Origin of the sequence: Kordia sp. (assembly GCF_045105435.1) — a bacterium.
GTDB lineage: Bacteria > Bacteroidota > Bacteroidia > Flavobacteriales > Flavobacteriaceae > Kordia.
In genome coordinates this window covers 1-17,276 of sequence record NZ_JBGCDL010000209.1, presented here as the reverse complement: position 1 = coordinate 17,276, position 17,276 = coordinate 1, and the positions used below count along the sequence as shown (strand labels likewise).

Here is a 17,276-nt window from a genome sequence, read left to right as displayed (position 1 = left end):
AATAATTATGGGAAAAATGGCTTTAGGATATGGAAGTGAATTTCACCTGTTAAGATGGTTGGGAAGACACCGAAATGAATTTGATAAAAGAGTTAAAAATGTAATTGAAGTAAATAATGTTACTTGGTTAGATTTTAATTTTGGCGAAACTAAAAATACGCTTGATAATGAATTAATCGGTATCGAATTTTTAAAAAATGAGCCTGGATTCAATAAAATACTAGATTGTTGGAAAAATGAATGGCCGCAATCTGGAAGTTCAATGAATTGGGATTTGGTAGGCTATACGACTCATAATAGCATAAAGACTTGGATTTTAATTGAAGCCAAAGCTGATTTTGCAGAAATGAAACAAAAGTGTCAAGCAACTTCTCCAAGAAGTATCGAAAAAATTGAAACTGCACTTGCGAATACCGCAAAAAATAACGGAATACGAATTAAAGATGATAGTCCTTGGACGCGTAAATTTTATCAGATCGCGAATAGACTTTTTGTATTAGATTTTTTGAAAAGAAATAGAATCAACGCAAAGTTAATCAACATATACTTCGTTGGTGATGAGATTCCTAACAATCAAAAGTTACCAAAAAACAAAGAAGAGTGGAAACCAAAAATTGTAGAAATGAAAAACTACTTAGCTATTGAAAATAGTGATTTAGCTATGTACGAATTGTTTTTAGATGTTCGTAAATAGAAAGAGATTCAATTTTGTTAATTTGAAAATTACTTTCTAAGAAACAGATTGCTTCACATTTTTGCAAAATGTTCACAAAGACGTATTTAATTCAATTTGGTGATCAAGTTTATTAGTTTGAAAATATACTTACTAAAAAACATGATTCATACTAACATTGAAAGAAATAAAAATCTAACATAGAAGTAGTTCTCGATATAATTTTCTTCATTTCATTTCGACTTCGCTCAATGTAAAAAAATACGAAAACCACTTGAATAGACGCTTGCGAAACCTAAGAAAAATTTGAAACGGTCAACGTCACATCGAGTGAATTTATATCATAAATTCGTATCGAGATGTGCTATGTTGTAATCACAAAAAGATTCAAATTCAACGAAGACAAAGCCAATATTAACATTCTATTAAAACGCGCACGTTGATCCTGTTGAAGTGAAGCGAATTAAAACAATCCAATTTGTCCATCACCGGCAACTGGTGGCTCTTCACTATCATTAGCGGCATTTGAATTTGCTTCACCTTGTACCGTTTCTTCATCTACAACTTCCATTTCTTCTGTAGGCACTGCTATTTCTTCTTCATACGGAAGCGATTCCAATACATTTATTTGTCTAACTTTATCCGAAGTCAACTGATTTCCAAGTGCTTTAATTCCTTTTACGGAAATAAATTCTTCCAAATTCACTTCCATATTTGGTTTCTGATCTTTTCCACGTTGTTTGTAAAAAACGACTTCTGCCATTGGTCGCCAATCCGTCATTAATAGTTCTAATTGCGATTTTGGATGATCGGTGATAAAGTGCTCTACTTTAGATGTATTTTCAACCAAGAAACGTTTTACGTAGTAGCGTTCTTTTTCGCCATCGTAATAAATGGCTGAAATCGGTTTTTCTGGATTCCATTTTTCCAATACAATCATATTGCTGTCAAAATGTGCTGTCAATTCAGGAAGAATCGTTTTTAATTCTCCTTTTTGATTGATGACAAGCAAACGATCTTCACCTTTAAATTCGCCAATGAGTTCGCCTCTACCATCCACATTTAATCGCTGAACTGTATCATCAAACCATATTTTACGGGGTTTTAGCGTAGAAACTCCTTTTTCTTTAAGTTCTATACGTTTTATAGAATATTTTGTAACGGTATTTCCTTTTACACCACGACCTTTTATGCCTAAATCGGCAAAGTCAATATCCCATTTTAGTTTTTTAATACTTCCTGCTTGGCGTAATAATATGGTAACTACTTCCGCTTCCCCATTCGGATTTGCAGAAAAATACGTCACCATTGAACCTTTGTTTCCTTGCGTTAAATCGTACTCTTTTCCACGGGTTACGCTTGTTACGGCAAAACGTTTTATATAACTCGGACCACTTTTTCCATCACGATAAATCATGTTGTAAATGGTGCGTTTGTCTTTTTTCTTGAAGATGGCAACGTGAATGATATTTTTACCGATGAATGTTTTAGAATCTACTTTGGTAATTTGCATTTTTCCATCGCGTGTAAACGCTATAATATCATCAATATCAGAGCATTCTGTTACATATTCATCTTTTTTGAGCGAAGTTCCAATAAAGCCTTCTTCCCTATTTACATAAAGTTTTGTGTTACGAATGATTACTTTTCGCGCATCAACATCGTCAAAAATTCTGATTTCTGTTTTGCGTTCTTTGCCTTCTCCGTATTGTTTTTTAAGTCGTGTAAAGTAATCAATTGCATAGGTAATTAAGTTTTCCAAATGATGGCGAACTTCTGCGATAGATTCTTCTAAAGCATCAATTTTTTGTTGTGCTTTGTCAATGTCGAACTTAGAAATACGCTTGATTCGGATTTCCGTTAATCGCGTAATGTCTTCAACTGTTACCGCACGTTTTAAGTGTGTAATGTGTGGTTTTAAACCTTCGTCAATCGCATTGATAACACCATCCCATGTTTCTTCTTCTTCGATTTCACGGTAGATTCTGTTTTCGATAAAAATTCGTTCTAACGATGCAAAATGCCATTGTTCTTGCAATTCTGCTAGTTGAATTTCTAATTCTGCTTTTAACAAAACTACTGTATGATCTGTAGAACGACGCAACATTTCGGAAACTCCAATAAATAATGGTGTATTGTCAAAAATGATACAACCCAACGGCGAAATAGAGTTTTCACAATTGGTAAATGCATATAACGCATCAATGGTTTTATCTGGAGATATATTATTCGGTAAATGCACTAGTATTTCTACATTGGCAGCCGTATTGTCTTCAATCTTTTTAATCTTTATTTTTCCTTTGTCATTCGCCTTTAAGATCGATTCTATCAACGATGATGTATTGGTTGCAAACGGAATTTCCGTAATGACTAAGGTATTTTTGTCAAGTTGTGAAATTTTAGCACGCACACGCACTTTTCCACCACGCAAACCATCATTGTAATTACTTACATCCATAATTCCTGAAGTTGGAAAATCAGGATAGATTTGGAAGCGTTTTCCTTGCAAATGCTTGATAGAAGCATCAATTAATTCTAAAAAGTTGTGTGGTAATATTTTAGTCGATAAACCTACCGCAATTCCTTCTGCACCTTGCGCTAACAACAACGGGAATTTTACAGGCAGATTGACAGGTTCATTTTTACGACCATCATACGACGATTGCCATTCTGTAATTTTTGGACTAAAAACGACGTCTAATGCAAATTTTGACAAACGTGCTTCTATGTAACGAGAAGCCGCCGCGCGATCGCCTGTGAGAATGTTTCCCCAGTTTCCTTGTGCATCAATTAGCAAGTCTTTTTGACCAATTTGCACCATGGCATCCGCAATACTAGCATCACCATGTGGATGATACTGCATGGTATGCCCGACAATATTGGCTACTTTATTGTAACGCCCATCATCCAAATCTTTCATGGAATGCATGATGCGTCGTTGTACAGGCTTAAAACCATCTTCAATGGCTGGCACTGCTCTTTCTAAAATAACATACGATGCATAGTCCAAAAACCAATCTTTGTACATTCCTGTAACTTTGGTAATGGTTTCTTGCGCATTGTTTTCATGTTGCTGATTCTCAGCATGTAATTCTTCGTTATGTTCTTCCATTAAGAAATTTCGTTGTTATGCTTTATCACTTTTTCAAGCGATTTTTTTAAGGCTCTTTTTTTGCTATTACTAAGTAAACTTATGTTAAATCGTACGCGCTTTATTTGGTTCGTTTTCGATTTCACATATACATAGAGAAAGCTATATAATACATAGTTTTGTATGCGATATCGTTTGAGTTTTTCTTTTGGAAATTCGGCTCTATTTTCACGATAATTGATAAAATTTGAAATAAACAATCCTTTGTTGATAAACGTGAGCACATTGCCATCACTGTCAAATTCAAAATATTTAGCTGTACTGTAAAAGACAAAAATCAACAAAACGAGTACTGCTGGAATTGCATACCACATTTTTATTTGATTGATATCTTCTCTAAAAAGAAAGAAATACAAGACCGTTAAGATGCTACTTATTCCTAAAAAAAAGTAGAGAAACGGAACCCATTTTTTCGATTTTGCGTTACTAAACCGCATATAGCCTATTATTTTTCTTCAATAAGGTCTAATTCTACCTTTAGATTGTTTATAATAAATTCTTGTCTGTTTGGCGTATTTTTTCCCATGTAGAATTGCAATAATTCTTCAATGGAAGTTTCTCTGTCTAACATGACTGGATCGAGACGGATATCGTCTCCAATAAAATGTTTGAATTCGTCAGGTGAAATTTCTCCCAATCCTTTGAATCGTGTTATTTCTGGTTTTCCAGAAAGTTTGTTTATGGCGGCTATTCTTTCTGCTTCACTGTAGCAGTATATGGTTTCTTTTTTGTTTCTGACTCTAAATAAAGGTGTTTGTAAGATGTACAGATGTCCTTCTTTGATTAATTCTGGAAAAAATTGCAAGAAAAACGTAATTAATAACAAGCGAATGTGCATTCCATCCACATCGGCATCCGTTGCAATTACAATGTTGTTGTAACGCAAGTCTTCCATTGATTCTTCAATGTTTAACGCAGCTTGCAAAAGGTTGAATTCTTCGTTTTCATATACAATCTTTTTAGACATTGCATACGAATTTAATGGTTTCCCGCGTAAGCTAAAAACTGCTTGCGTATTTACATCACGAGATTTTGTGATAGAACCCGAAGCTGAATCTCCCTCCGTAATAAACAAAGTTGATTCAAGTCTTCTGTCTTTTTTTATATCGCCTAAATGCACTCTACAATCACGCAGTTTTTTGTTGTGCAAACTTGCTTTTTTAGCACGTTCTTTGGCGAGTTTACGAATTCCAGAAAGTTCTTTACGTTCGCGTTCTGCTTGCAGAATTTTACGTTGTATTTTTTCTGCTGTATCTGTATTTTTGTGTAAATAATTGTCCAAATATTTACCGACAAAGTCATTGATATATGTACGAACCGTTGGCAAGTTTCCTCCCATTTCGGTAGAACCGAGTTTTGTTTTTGTTTGCGATTCAAAAACAGGTTCCATTACTTTGATACTTACCGCAGAAATGATAGATTTTCGAATATCGGACGCTTCATAGCTTTTTCCGTAAAAGTCGCGCACTGTTTTTACAATGGCTTCTCTAAATGCTGCTTGATGCGTTCCACCTTGCGTGGTGTGTTGTCCGTTAACAAACGAATGATATTCTTCGCTGTATTGTGTTTTACTATGTGTAATTGCTACTTCAATGTCGTCACCTTTTAAGTGAATAATTGGATATAGCATGTCTTCTTTGTTGTTGTTGTCTTCTAAAAGATCTCTTAAACCATTTTCCGAGAAGAATTTTTCTCCATTGAAAATAATCGTCAATCCTGTATTTAAATAGACATAGTTACGAAGCATTTTTGCTACGTATTCTGTTCTATATTTATAGTTTTTAAAGATTGATTCATCTGGTACAAACGTAACTTTTGTTCCACGTCTACGAGAAGTTTCTTCTAAAAACTCTTTATCCGTTAGATTTCCTTGTGCAAATTCCGCTGCACTTGATTTTCCATCACGAGAAGATTCTACCCTAAAATAAGAAGATAATGCGTTTACCGCTTTTGTACCAACTCCGTTCAATCCAACCGATTTTTTAAACGCTTTAGAATCGTATTTTCCTCCTGTATTCATTTTGGAAACTACATCCACTACTTTTCCTAATGGAATTCCACGACCGTAATCGCGCACAATTACTTTTGTTCCTTGAATAGAAACTTCAATTGTTTTCCCAGCTCCCATGACATATTCATCAATGGAATTATCTAATACTTCTTTTACAAGAATGTAAATTCCGTCATCGGCAGAAGATCCATCACCCAATTTTCCGATGTACATTCCAGGACGCATTCGGATGTGTTCGCGCCAGTCAAGTGAACGTATATTATCTTCGGTATATTGTGAGTCTTGTGACATGTATTAAAGCAGTATTAGGGTTTGATGCTAATATACTATTTACTATGAAAAAATAAAACTCGAACGCATGAAATTAATCAACAAAAAGCGCAATATTTTGTAAATATTGCGCTTTTTTAATAACTGCTTTGAATATTATGTTTATTCTGACCAATAACTGAGTGTTACTACGACAACTCCATTAGGTCCAACTAAGCTCGGATCTAAGGTTACAATCGCGCTTGACGCACCATCAAAATAACCATCATACGCATCAAAACGATAGGTTCCTGCTGGTAAGTTTGCAAAACTGTCAATATTGTAATAATCTGTGTAAAAAATTTCGCCTGTATCTTGGTTTGTGGCAGCGTATCCTGGTAATGTTCCTGCTGGAACGGAAGCTCCAGATTGTTCATCAACCAACTCAATACGAACATTGTATACTGTTGCAATTGCTTTAAATGCTGTTGCTTCTGTCTTGATTTCTTTTGCCAAACGAATTTGCGTGTTGAGTAAGGTTCTGATTTCGCGAATTAATTGACGTGCTGTTCCACGATTGTTTTGCTGAATTGCGGTTGCCAGTAAAGCACTTTTGTTGCGTACAAAATCTTCGTTTCCTTCAATAGCAGAAGCTTTATTTTGAATACTTGCAGGATCAATATTGCTGTTTCCTTGTGCTGCTTGCCCGATGTAATAGATCACTTCATCACTGAATTCTTCTACGACTTCCATGCTAACATCCGTGAGTTGAAGATAGGTAGCAACATCGGCATTTACGTTGTTGTTTACTAAATAATCAACCGTTAAGACTTTTAATGCGGCTTTGACTCTTTTTGCTTCAATTCGAATGACATCTGCGGAATCGAACGTTTCGTCCAAATCGTCTAAAACCGATTGTTGTGCGTTTGTATTTGTTATAAATAATAACAAAAATACACTGAGTACTTGAGTAATTTTTTTCATGATATATTAATTTTTGGTTATTCAGCTAATGTACAACCAGAATGTATCTATATCGCTACTGTTATATTGTAAAATTCTTACTATTTCCACTTACTTTTTAAGAGTATTTTGTATGAATTGCGTTGTTAATTTTGAATACTGATACTATTAATGAGTTTATATTTAGTCATTTACAAACATATATTCAGGAATGTCTCTTACTTTATTTTCCGGATAATTTACAGGTTTATTATTCAAATGTTTGTTGACATTGAATTTATAATTGTTTGTTTTAAAGTCATTTTTCTTTATACGCTTTTCAATGGCTGCCAATAAAGCATAGGCATCTTGTGCCCAAGAATCCGTTTCTTTTTTAGATGCAAATTGCGTATAGTATTCTGGAGAACCATGCCAGTAAATACAAAGCGCAGTTCCTTTATCGCATTGTGGTTGTTTGATTGCCCAGCGTAAGAATTTTGTTCCATTATCCCAATTATAATATACTGCAAAAGAGTGTATTTCTTTGGCAGTAGCTGTTACTATTTGTTTTTTCCATCTAAATCTAGAAAAAGGAGAAGGATGGTTTTTTTGTGCGTCCGTAATGATGCAAGGTCCATTATTTTTACACTGAAAACTTATAAAATCGTATGAATCTAACAAGTCAATTTTTGTACAATCTAGTGATTCAAGATTTTCTATAAAATTAAGTTCACACTCTTCAATAGTTCCTATTAAAATAATTTTTTTGACTTCTTTTAAACTGCTAATACGCAATTCCTTTAAGTGCAGAAATCTATCCGCTATTTTAGAAAAATCAATAACAGCATCAGTAACATAAGAGATATAAATTTTATCAAGTTTTTTCAATTTTGAGATCGGAGGAAAACATTCAAAATTAAATCTACCTTCAGAACTTCCAGTATTAAGTTCTATAATTTCGCCTGTATCAATATCGACATTTGTATGCGGATAGTATTTATTATTCCAAATTAAATTAGCAAGCTCTTGTATCGTTTTTTTAGTATTCTTTGCCAGCTTTTTCATGAAGTCATAGTTATCTTCATTAAAATCGACTGGTAATCTACCTACTCGTATTCTCGGTGCTGGAAATTCTTGTTTCATAAAATCATCAAATGAAACATTCTCTAAATGCCGCTGGTGATGATAGTTTACCATTTTCATAAAGTGATTTTCAAATCCTTTATAATTTGTATTTATTATATCATTAATTTCTGTTTTTAGCGAAGCATAAGTTTCTTTACTTTCTTTAGCAGACAAGTCTGTTTCAATAAATTCATAAATACGTTCTTGGAATCTAAAAAAAAGTCTTTCATAGTTATTGAAGTATCTAGTTGTTTCGTTTAAAAAAAGAAAAGTTGAATTGTTAATTAAATCCAACCATTTATGTTTAGTTTTTAAAACTAACCGAATTCTTCCTAAAAACAAAAAACCTCCAAATTTAATTTGAAGGTTTTAACATATATTATTTTTGATCTTTTGTCCGATCTATTTTATAAAACTACACATTGAATAAGAAGTGCATTACATCTCCATCACTGACAACGTATGTTTTTCCTTCTACAGATAGTTTTCCTGCTTCTTTTACTTTGGCTTCTGTTCCGTATGCTACATAATCATCATATTTGATAACTTCTGCACGAATGAATCCTTTTTCAAAATCTGTATGAATTACTCCAGCAGCTTGTGGCGCTGTGTATCCAATTCCGATGGTCCAAGCGCGTACTTCTTTTTCTCCTGCGGTAAAGTACGTTTGTAAATCTAATAATTTGTATGCAGCACGAATTAAGCGAGAAACGCCTGGCTCTTCCAATCCGATGTCTTCTAAGAACATTTGTTGCTCTTCATAATCTTCCAATTCTGCAATATCAGCTTCTGTTCCAACGGCTAATACAATAATTTCTGCGTCTTCATCTTTTACGGCTTCACGTACTTTATCAACATACGCATTTCCAGATTTTGCCGAAGCTTCATCTACATTACATACATATAAAATCGGTTTTGCCGTTAATAATTGAAAACCTTTCATTAGTTCTTGTTCGTCTTCAGAAACTTCTACAGCTCTTGCTGAAATACCTTGTTCTAAAGCCGCTTTAAACTTATCTAAAGTCGCTTGTTCTTTTTGCGCTTCCTTATTTCCTGTCTTGGCAGCTCTTTTTACCTTTTCTAGTCGTTTTTCAACAGTTTCAAGGTCTTTTAGCTGTAATTCAATATCGATTGTTTCTTTGTCGCGAATCGGATCTACAGTCTCATCAACATGAATAATATTGTCATTATCAAAACAACGCAAAACGTGCATGATGGCATTGCATTCGCGAATATTTCCTAAAAACTGATTTCCTAAACCTTCACCTTTACTAGCGCCACGAACCAAACCTGCAATATCAACGATTTCTACCGTTGCAGGCAATACGCGTTGCGGATTTACTAATTCTTCTAATTTTTGAAGTCTTGTATCTGGTACATTTACGACGCCTAAATTAGGTTCAATCGTACAGAATGGGAAGTTTGCACTTTGTGCTTTCGCATTCGATAAACAGTTAAATAAAGTTGATTTTCCAACGTTCGGTAATCCTACAATTCCAGCTTTCATTCTAATGATAAAATTTTAGTGCTGCAAATATAGTTTTTTTGTTGATTTGTTGATTTATTTTTCGACTTTTAGTTTCTAAGTATAAATGGTTAAACTTATAAACGCTTAAACTTCATTGTTTGTTTGTTTATTTTTTGCCAATTTGCTGATTTGTCTATTGAGAACCACAAAATCACCTTAGAACGACACTAATACCAAATACCTAAAAGCTAATGCCTACTATTATGATACGTGTTTGCGAGGTGAAACCGTGGCAATCTATGACTTCAAAAATAATTAACGTACTAAAACAAACAGACTGCCACCTCGCAAACTCCTCGCAGTGACGTTTCTGAGTTGTTGATTTGATTTACAATATTTCGTTTCAAAGCATAAACTACTAAACTTATAAACTAGTAAACAATCACTTTTTTTGTTAAATACGGTTTTCCCGTTTTGAATTGGGCAACAAATAGTTGATTTTTGTGCTCTAACCAATCCAAAACAATACATGTTTCGATTTTCCAATCTAGTTATTGCTGTTTTTTGTCTATGCTTTTTTATGACGAACGCACAGGAAAAACCTTCGCTGTCTTATTACTTACCAAAAGACGTTACATACAATAAAAGCATTCCGACACCAGAAAGTGTATTAGGGCACGAAGTTGGAAAATGGCACGTAACACACGATAAGTTGGTAATGTATATGAAAGTGTTGGCTAAGAGTTCGGATCGAATTACGTTAGAAAATCGCGGAAAAACATTTGAAGATCGTCCAATTTTATTGCTGACTGTAACTTCACCTGCGAATCATCAAAATATTGAAAGCATTCGTCAAGAACATTTGAGCTTGACTGAAAAGAGTGGCGCTAATGCACAAATTGCAAATATGCCAATTGTGGTATATCAAGGATTTTCCATTCACGGAAATGAAGCTAGTGGAAGTAATGCCGCTTTGCTCCTTGCCTATCATTTAGCTGCTGCAGAAGGAACTCAGATTGATAATTTATTAAAAAATACAGTCGTTTTATTAGATCCATGTTTTAATCCTGATGGGTTGCAACGTTTTGCCGGTTGGGTAAATATGCACAAAAGCGAGCATTTAATTAGCGATCCTCAAGATAGAGAATATGACGAATCATGGCCACGCGGACGTACAAATCACTATTGGTTTGATATGAACAGAGATTGGTTGCCTGTACAATTGCCAGAATCAAGAGCACGTATTAAAACATTTCATAATTGGATGCCGAATATTTTGACAGATCACCATGAAATGGGTTCCAATTCTTCGTTTTTCTTTCAACCTGGAATTCCGTCGCGAACACATCCGTTAACGCCACAAATGAATCAAGATTTAACGAAAGAAATTGCAACCTATCATGCAAAAGCATTTGACAAAATTGGTTCATTATACTATACCGAAGAGAGTTTTGACGATTTTTATTATGGAAAAGGCTCTACATTCCCAGATATTAATGGAAGTATCGGAATTTTGTTTGAACAAGGAAGCGCACGCGGACACGTTCAGGAGAGTGAAAATGGTTTAATTACTTTTCCGTTTGCCATTCGAAATCAATTCACAGCGGCATTGTCTACACTAGAAGCTGCCAATACTATGCGCACGACTATTCTACGATATCAGAGACAATTCTATGAAAATGCAAGAAAAGAAGCGGCGCGAACAAAAGCAAAAGCCTATATTTTTGGTGATGAAAAAGATGCAGCGAAAACCTACCATTTAGCCGAAATTTTAAAACGTCATCAAATTAGCATTCACGAAGTTAAAAATGATGTGACTGTTGCAGGTACAAAATATAAAAAAGGTGCGAGTTATATTGTGCCAAGAGATCAGCGTCAACACCGATTGATCAATGCAATTTTTGAAAAACGGACACAATTTCAAGATAGTTTATTTTATGATATTTCAGCGTGGACATTTCCGTTGGCATTCAATGTGTCGTACAACGATTTAAGTTCGCTTAGCAATGCTGGAAATGAAATTACAGACTTACAAGCGCCAACAGGAACGGTAAATGGCGTTGGAAATTATGCCTATTTATTTGAGTGGAACGAATATTATTCCCCAAAAGCGTTGGCAATTATTAAATCGAAAAATTTGCGTGCAAAAGTTGCCATGAAACCGTTTACGCTTGAAGGTGTACGTTACGATTACGGAACTATTATGATTCCTGTGCAAAATCAACGATTGAACGCACAAGAAATGAAGAAATTTTTAAATTATGTTGCTAAAAAAAGCCGTGTAAATATTACAGCAGTTTCATCTGGATTAACGGAAGGAATTGATTTAGGAAGTAGTAATTTTAAAGCCGTTGGAAATCCAAAAGTAGCCATGCTTATTGGTGATCCAATTACTTCCTATGATGCAGGTGAAATTTGGCATTTGTTCGACCAACGTTATGAAATGCCTTTGACAAAGCTAGATATGCGCAATTTTGACAGAATGAATTTGTCGAAGTACACACATATTATTTTACCAAATACATATTCGTTATCTAAAAGTTATACAAGCAAACTTAAAAATTGGGTAAAAAGTGGCGGAACTTTGATTGCATATCGAAATTCAGTTCGTTATTTGAGTAAGAATAGTTTTATGAAGCTAGACTTGAAGAAAACAGGAATTGATGCTAAGAATGTTTCGTTTGAACAGCGCAGAGATCATAATGGCGCACAAGTAATTGGTGGCGCAATTTTTAATACAAAGATTGATCGTTCGCATCCTATTAATTTTGGATATCTGAAAGATGAATTGCCAATGTTTCGTAACACAACAGTTTTTGTAAATCCGCATGAAAAAAGTTATAACAATCCAATTCAGTATACAAATTCACCTTTGTTAAGCGGTTATGTTTCAGAAGAAAACTTAGAATTACTGAAGAATAGTGTTCCTTTTCAAACCAAGCGTATGGGAAGCGGTCGCGTGATTGCATTTACTGATAATACCAACTTTAGAGCTTTTTGGTACGGAACAAATAAGTTGTTGATGAATGCCATTTTCTTTTCTGGGATGATGTAGTTTTGATATACTAGCGGTGTTGGATGTTGGATTGATTTGTTTTTTGTTGATTCGTTGATTTGTTGATTTGTTTATTTGTTTATTAAAAACCCACAAAATCACCTTAGAACGCCACTAAATACCAAATACCCAAAAGCTAATGCCAAATTTGTCAATTCGTTGATTTGTTGATGAGAACCGTATAATATTCTTAGAACACCACTAATACCAAATACCCAAAAGCTAATGCCTAAATACAAACACTATATAATACGTCTTTGCGAGGCGAAACCGTGGCAATCTGTGACTTAAAAAACAATTAACGTACTATAACAAGCAGACTGCCACGTCGTACACTTCTCGCAGTGACGTTTCTGAGTTGTTGATTTGTTCATTGCTTATATTTTCAAATTGAAAAATCAATAAAAAACAAACTATCCATTTCAAAAAATCACTCTTCATAAATGACCAATAATTCTACTTCGCGTTCGGCTTTGCTGAGTTCCAAACCTATTTTAGCGAGTTCGGCTTTGAAAGAACCTTTCTTTTGCGGATCGAATACAAAATCGATATCCAAAAGTCCAAAATAATTGGTTTCATCTACCACGGGAACAGGCGTTTCGTTTTCTATATAATCTTGAAAATCAGCCATCCGAATCTTTTTAGCATGAAATTCATAACCTCTAAATTCCAAAGTGCGTTCTTTCGTAGTAGATTTTAGTTTTGTAAGCTTCGTTCTATCAATAACACTTAAAACATATACAGGAATCGTGCGTGTTGAAAGCTTTGCTTTTACAGCAAACGTTTCTTCAAGTTTCTTAATTCCGATTGTATACATTTCATCTCCAGCTTTTTCTGTAATGATGTCTAAACAATATTTATTCTTAGGATTTTTATAGGAATATTTCTCTTTATCAATGTCTAAAACAGTTCTGTTGTATGTTTTTTGATACAGGTTTCGGTACATACTCGGAATCGTATAATTGATAATTGTCAAACGTCTACCATTGAAGGTTTCATCTTTTAAATATCCTTTTGAAAAGGAAGCAACTCCTTCAAATCCGCCTTTTAGCAATACACGTTTGGCTTTTGTATCTTTTACAGGAAACGGGTCAGCGTCGTAATCGAATACAATGTTTTCTTCTTTGAAAGGTAATGAAATTGATTTTCCTGCTTTTACTTTCTGAATAATTTCTGCCGTAATAATATCCGTAGATGTAATTGCCACTATTTTTCCTTTCGGATTGATGATGATTGCATGTGACAGAATTCGATACGGAAATAAAGTTTCTAAAATTTTCGTTTGCAAACCAAACCAGACTTTGGAAGGCGAATTGTCTATAAACCGTTGCAAACGCTCAGGTTTGTCTTCTGCAATGCCAATAACTTGAATATCATTAGGAAACGCTTCTTGCAGTTTAATTAAGTTTTTCATGGCAGGAATACACGGTCCGCACCAAGTTGCCCAGAAATCGAGAATAATCACTTTTCCTTTTAATGTTGATAAAGAAATTTCTGGATTTGGCGAATTCAGTAAGTTTGAAAATTCGACATTTGATACTGTATCTCCAATTTCTAGTTTCGTTTGCGCATACGTTGTGCTTGTCAATGCGAGAAGCATCAACCCAAATACTAATTTTTTCATCTTGTAGTTAGTTGTTTATTTGTTGTAGAATAAGCTTACAAAGCCGTGAACTAAATCTAGTTTAAAGCTGTTTTTTCGATTCTCCTCGTTGTCTTTCCCGCGTGTAAACATCTTTGATTTTTTACCTTCTTTATTAGGTTGCATGATAATTTTTACATCGCCATCTTTTAAAACCGCATTATTTCCCACTGCTTCCATATAGTATTTTTGATCTTTATCTATATACATTTTAATATCCGAGTACTCACACATCATCGTAATTAGTTTAAAATTCTCTGTCAAATTATAAAAGAAGAAATCACTTTTAAAGTCCCTAAATCGTACATTTCTTTTAATTTCGCCGATGCTTATTTTTGAAAACTCAGTATTCATTAACAAATTTTCAATTTCCCCAAACAGTCCAAATGTAACATTCCTAAAAGAATAACTTCCTCCTGCCAATTTCTTTACTCTTATTGATCCATTCATAAACTGAATGCTGTTTCCTTCATTATTCAATTCATCCGCAGACAACTCACTTTCTTGAAAATTACCACGTATCAAATTGGTAAAAGTACCATCAAAATTTACTTTTGCTTGAGCAACACTTAAATCCACTGTCAAGTAACTTGGAATATACACTTCATATTTTGAGCGAATTCTCAAAATACCTTTGTGATTACTTTTATCTATATCCTTAAATGCTACACTATCATTTTCAAATATCACATGTCCATCAAGATCATGAAAACCTTCGTAACGTTTTGATATTTCTTTATTTATATCTTTTACTGTACGATATCGATTCGGTTCTTTTTTTTCTGAAAATATATTATCTACACTAATTTTCCCGTCTGAAACTTGGTACGATAATCTTCCAATAGAAGTCGCAGATGAATTTGCAATACGTAAATAATTCATATCTCCCATGGATGTTTCCATTTGAGCCGACACAATAATTCCTTCTGAAATTTTCTTTATCTCTTCTTCAGAATAATTCTTAAAATCTACTATAAAATCTACTTTTACTTCGTCCTTATTCCAAGTTTTAAAAGTCACGTCAATATTTTGAGTTTCAAATAGCAACTTGGTATTCTTATCAACCTCAAAGGTTTTTTGATACTTCTTTTCAGTTTGCGCAATCAGTCCAAACGAACCAATTAAAAACAATATGAGTGTGTTATATATTTTGTTGTTCATCTTTTAATCTTTTTAAATGTTGTTGAATTTCTTGCAAAAGGTTCAAACGCATTTGCAAGTTTTTAATCATTTTCTCAAGCGTAGTCAAACTATTTTTTTCTACTAAAAACACTTCTTTCAATTCTTGATAAGATGCATCTAAGTTCTTTAAGCGTTCTTCATATTTTTTGACTAAATAGTTATCATTTGCAGTGAGTTGAAACGATTTCCATTCGGAAGCAATATCTTGTAGATACTTATCTTCAATTGATTTCATTTCTGTAAACAATGAAGTTTGCTCCACTTTCTTTCCGCCATTATTGGTGTATACAAAAGCTCCAATTCCTATAAGCAATACGCATGCTGCAGCAATAGCACGCCAATAGGTAAATGGTGGATTAGATGTGGAAACTGTTTCTGTTGCTGATAATTTTTCTAAAAATTCAGCGCGATGCCCTTTTGGCAATTTTGGTGTCTCCAAAGGAGCATCGTTTTCGTTTAGTATGTCTTTAATATTTTTTCTCATGATATTTTATGTTTAAAATGATCATTTAAGTTTTGTTTCAATTTTGTTTTTCCGCGCATCAATTGTGTGCGTGAGGTTTGTACAGGAATTTCTAATATTTCTGATATTTCCTGATGATCGTATCCTTCAATCAAATACAATTGTAAAACGTATTTGTATTTGGTTGGTAGGTTTTCAATGGCTTGAAGAATTTCTTGCTTTGTTATGTTAATGTTGACTTCCCATGAAGTATCTTCATCTACAATTGCCATGGTTTGATCGTTCATTTCTTCATATACCAACGATCGTTTTTTTAAGGTATCAATACACTGATTGATGACAATTCGCTTCAACCAAGCGCCAAACGCTACTTCTCCTTTGTATTGTGACAATCGTGTAAATGCTTTTAAAAATGCTTCCTGCATTACGTCTTTCGCATCTTCCCTATTGGAAATATAACGACACGTAACAATGTACATCGCATCTGCGTACAAATCGTATAGCTTCATCTGCGCTTTCCGATTGCCTTGCTTACATTTTTTTAAGATTCCTAAATGCTGTCGGTTCATTATTATGGTTTGTGTTCTATTCTAAAGACGATACTTTTTTTGGTGCGTTTCATTTTTTTTAAATTTTATTGGATTATTTGTGAAACATCACTACGAGGAGTTTAAGACGTGGTAGTCTGTTTCTAATTCAAACTTGTATTTCCTTAGCAACAGATTGCCACAAGTTTTTTCAAAACTTTCGCAAAGACGTTTCAGAATCGTTCTTAATTCTGAATTTATAAAAAAATATATCGTAATTTCGTAATAATGCTACAAAATACTACAATCGCTTGAATTCAAAATCCAAACATACTTCAGCCTTACACGAAAAAGATGGTGTTGCACAGCCTGATTTTATTAGTAAATCGTCGGTGGATTCTATCAAAAAAAATAGAAGAAAACAACCTTCTGTAGACGAATTGGTTACAGGAATTTTGAATCAGGATAAAGTTGCATTGAGTCGTGCAATTACGTTGATAGAAAGTAAAAGTGCTAAACATTTGACGAAAGCAACGGAAATTATTGAAAAGTGCTTGCCACATGCCAATAACTCTATTCGTATTGGAATTACAGGTGTCCCTGGTGTGGGCAAAAGTACATTTATAGAAGCGTTTGGAAAGCACTTAACAGCTTTGGGAAAAAAAGTAGCTGTGTTGGCCGTGGATCCAAGTAGCTCTATTTCTAGTGGAAGTATTTTAGGCGATAAAACGCGTATGGAAGATTTGGTAAAGGATGAAAACGCATTCATTCGTCCGTCTGCTTCTGGC

12 protein-coding genes and 1 pseudogene are annotated in these 17,276 nt (G+C 34.1%); 3 read left to right on the top strand and 10 right to left on the bottom strand.

Annotation, left to right across the window (positions count from 1 at the left end; genetic code table 11):
* A partial coding sequence (locus AB8B65_RS10920; RefSeq protein ID WP_405301028.1) for a hypothetical protein occupies positions 1 to 694 on the top strand: 694 nt, incomplete at its 5' end.
* Positions 695 to 1,136: 442 nt separating this feature from the next.
* Here AB8B65_RS10920 and AB8B65_RS10915 read toward each other — a convergent pair.
* The 6 genes from AB8B65_RS10915 to ychF form a co-directional block, all read right to left on the bottom strand.
* Positions 1,137 to 3,785 carry a DNA gyrase/topoisomerase IV subunit A gene (locus AB8B65_RS10915; protein WP_405301026.1) on the bottom strand — a complete coding sequence of 883 codons (2,649 nt, stop codon included), beginning with the start codon at positions 3,783 to 3,785 and terminating at the stop codon, positions 1,137 to 1,139.
* A complete protein-coding gene (locus AB8B65_RS10910; RefSeq protein WP_405301025.1) occupies positions 3,785 to 4,261 on the bottom strand; it encodes a hypothetical protein in 477 nt (158 codons plus the stop codon). Before AB8B65_RS10910 ends, AB8B65_RS10915 begins: the two co-directional genes overlap by 1 nt.
* Positions 4,262 to 4,269: 8 nt before the next feature.
* Entirely contained in the window at positions 4,270 to 6,126 is a 1,857-nt protein-coding gene (locus AB8B65_RS10905; RefSeq protein WP_405301023.1) for a DNA topoisomerase IV subunit B, read from the bottom strand.
* 141 nt (positions 6,127 to 6,267) lie between these two features.
* Positions 6,268 to 7,068, bottom strand: a complete 801-nt coding sequence (locus tag AB8B65_RS10900; RefSeq protein WP_405301022.1) for a hypothetical protein — start codon at positions 7,066 to 7,068, stop codon at positions 6,268 to 6,270.
* A 162-nt stretch (positions 7,069 to 7,230) separates the two neighbouring features.
* Positions 7,231 to 8,445, bottom strand: coding sequence for a DUF4274 domain-containing protein (locus tag AB8B65_RS10895; RefSeq protein ID WP_405301020.1), 1,215 nt, complete (start codon positions 8,443 to 8,445; stop codon positions 7,231 to 7,233).
* 121 nt (positions 8,446 to 8,566) lie between these two features.
* The gene (gene ychF, locus AB8B65_RS10890; RefSeq protein ID WP_405301019.1) at positions 8,567 to 9,658 is read right to left on the bottom strand and encodes a redox-regulated ATPase YchF; all 1,092 of its coding nucleotides are present in this window, start codon (positions 9,656 to 9,658) and stop codon (positions 8,567 to 8,569) included.
* A gap of 541 nt (positions 9,659 to 10,199) precedes the next feature.
* Here ychF and AB8B65_RS10885 point away from each other — a divergent pair.
* Positions 10,200 to 12,674 (top strand): M14 family metallopeptidase, encoded by a 2,475-nt coding sequence (locus tag AB8B65_RS10885; RefSeq protein WP_405301018.1) that lies wholly within the window; start codon positions 10,200 to 10,202, stop codon positions 12,672 to 12,674.
* Positions 12,675 to 13,104: 430 nt separating this feature from the next.
* On the opposite strand, the gene AB8B65_RS10880 is transcribed toward AB8B65_RS10885, so the two are convergent.
* From AB8B65_RS10880 to AB8B65_RS10865, 4 genes are read right to left on the bottom strand one after another with little or no spacing between them, the layout of a single operon-like run.
* Positions 13,105 to 14,298, bottom strand: coding sequence for a redoxin domain-containing protein (locus AB8B65_RS10880; protein WP_405301017.1), 1,194 nt, complete (start codon positions 14,296 to 14,298; stop codon positions 13,105 to 13,107).
* A 15-nt stretch (positions 14,299 to 14,313) separates the two neighbouring features.
* Complete coding sequence (locus AB8B65_RS10875; RefSeq protein ID WP_405301016.1) at positions 14,314 to 15,477, bottom strand: hypothetical protein; 1,164 nt, start codon at positions 15,475 to 15,477, stop codon at positions 14,314 to 14,316.
* On the bottom strand, positions 15,458 to 15,982 hold the full coding sequence (locus tag AB8B65_RS10870) for a hypothetical protein (protein WP_405301015.1): 525 nt from the start codon (positions 15,980 to 15,982) through the stop codon (positions 15,458 to 15,460). The genes AB8B65_RS10875 and AB8B65_RS10870 overlap by 20 nt, the downstream gene beginning before the upstream one ends.
* Positions 15,979 to 16,530 (bottom strand): RNA polymerase sigma factor, encoded by a 552-nt coding sequence (locus AB8B65_RS10865; protein WP_405301014.1) that lies wholly within the window; start codon positions 16,528 to 16,530, stop codon positions 15,979 to 15,981. Before AB8B65_RS10865 ends, AB8B65_RS10870 begins: the two co-directional genes overlap by 4 nt.
* A gap of 269 nt (positions 16,531 to 16,799) precedes the next feature.
* On the opposite strand from AB8B65_RS10865, the pseudogene AB8B65_RS10860 reads away from it, so the two are divergent.
* A pseudogene (locus AB8B65_RS10860) lies at positions 16,800 to 17,276 on the top strand (methylmalonyl Co-A mutase-associated GTPase MeaB); the annotation flags it as partial.

Coding starts and splice junctions, on each gene's coding strand:
- AB8B65_RS10915 (WP_405301026.1), bottom strand. CDS start 3,785: ATGGAAGAACATAACGAAGAATTACATGCTGAGAATCAGCAACATGAA.
- AB8B65_RS10910 (WP_405301025.1), bottom strand. CDS start 4,261: ATGCGGTTTAGTAACGCAAAATCGAAAAAATGGGTTCCGTTTCTCTAC.
- AB8B65_RS10905 (WP_405301023.1), bottom strand. CDS start 6,126: ATGTCACAAGACTCACAATATACCGAAGATAATATACGTTCACTTGAC.
- AB8B65_RS10900 (WP_405301022.1), bottom strand. CDS start 7,068: ATGAAAAAAATTACTCAAGTACTCAGTGTATTTTTGTTATTATTTATA.
- ychF (WP_405301019.1), bottom strand. CDS start 9,658: ATGAAAGCTGGAATTGTAGGATTACCGAACGTTGGAAAATCAACTTTA.
- AB8B65_RS10885 (WP_405301018.1), top strand. CDS start 10,200: ATGACGAACGCACAGGAAAAACCTTCGCTGTCTTATTACTTACCAAAA.
- AB8B65_RS10880 (WP_405301017.1), bottom strand. CDS start 14,298: ATGAAAAAATTAGTATTTGGGTTGATGCTTCTCGCATTGACAAGCACA.
- AB8B65_RS10875 (WP_405301016.1), bottom strand. CDS start 15,477: ATGAACAACAAAATATATAACACACTCATATTGTTTTTAATTGGTTCG.
- AB8B65_RS10870 (WP_405301015.1), bottom strand. CDS start 15,982: ATGAGAAAAAATATTAAAGACATACTAAACGAAAACGATGCTCCTTTG.
- AB8B65_RS10865 (WP_405301014.1), bottom strand. CDS start 16,530: ATGAACCGACAGCATTTAGGAATCTTAAAAAAATGTAAGCAAGGCAAT.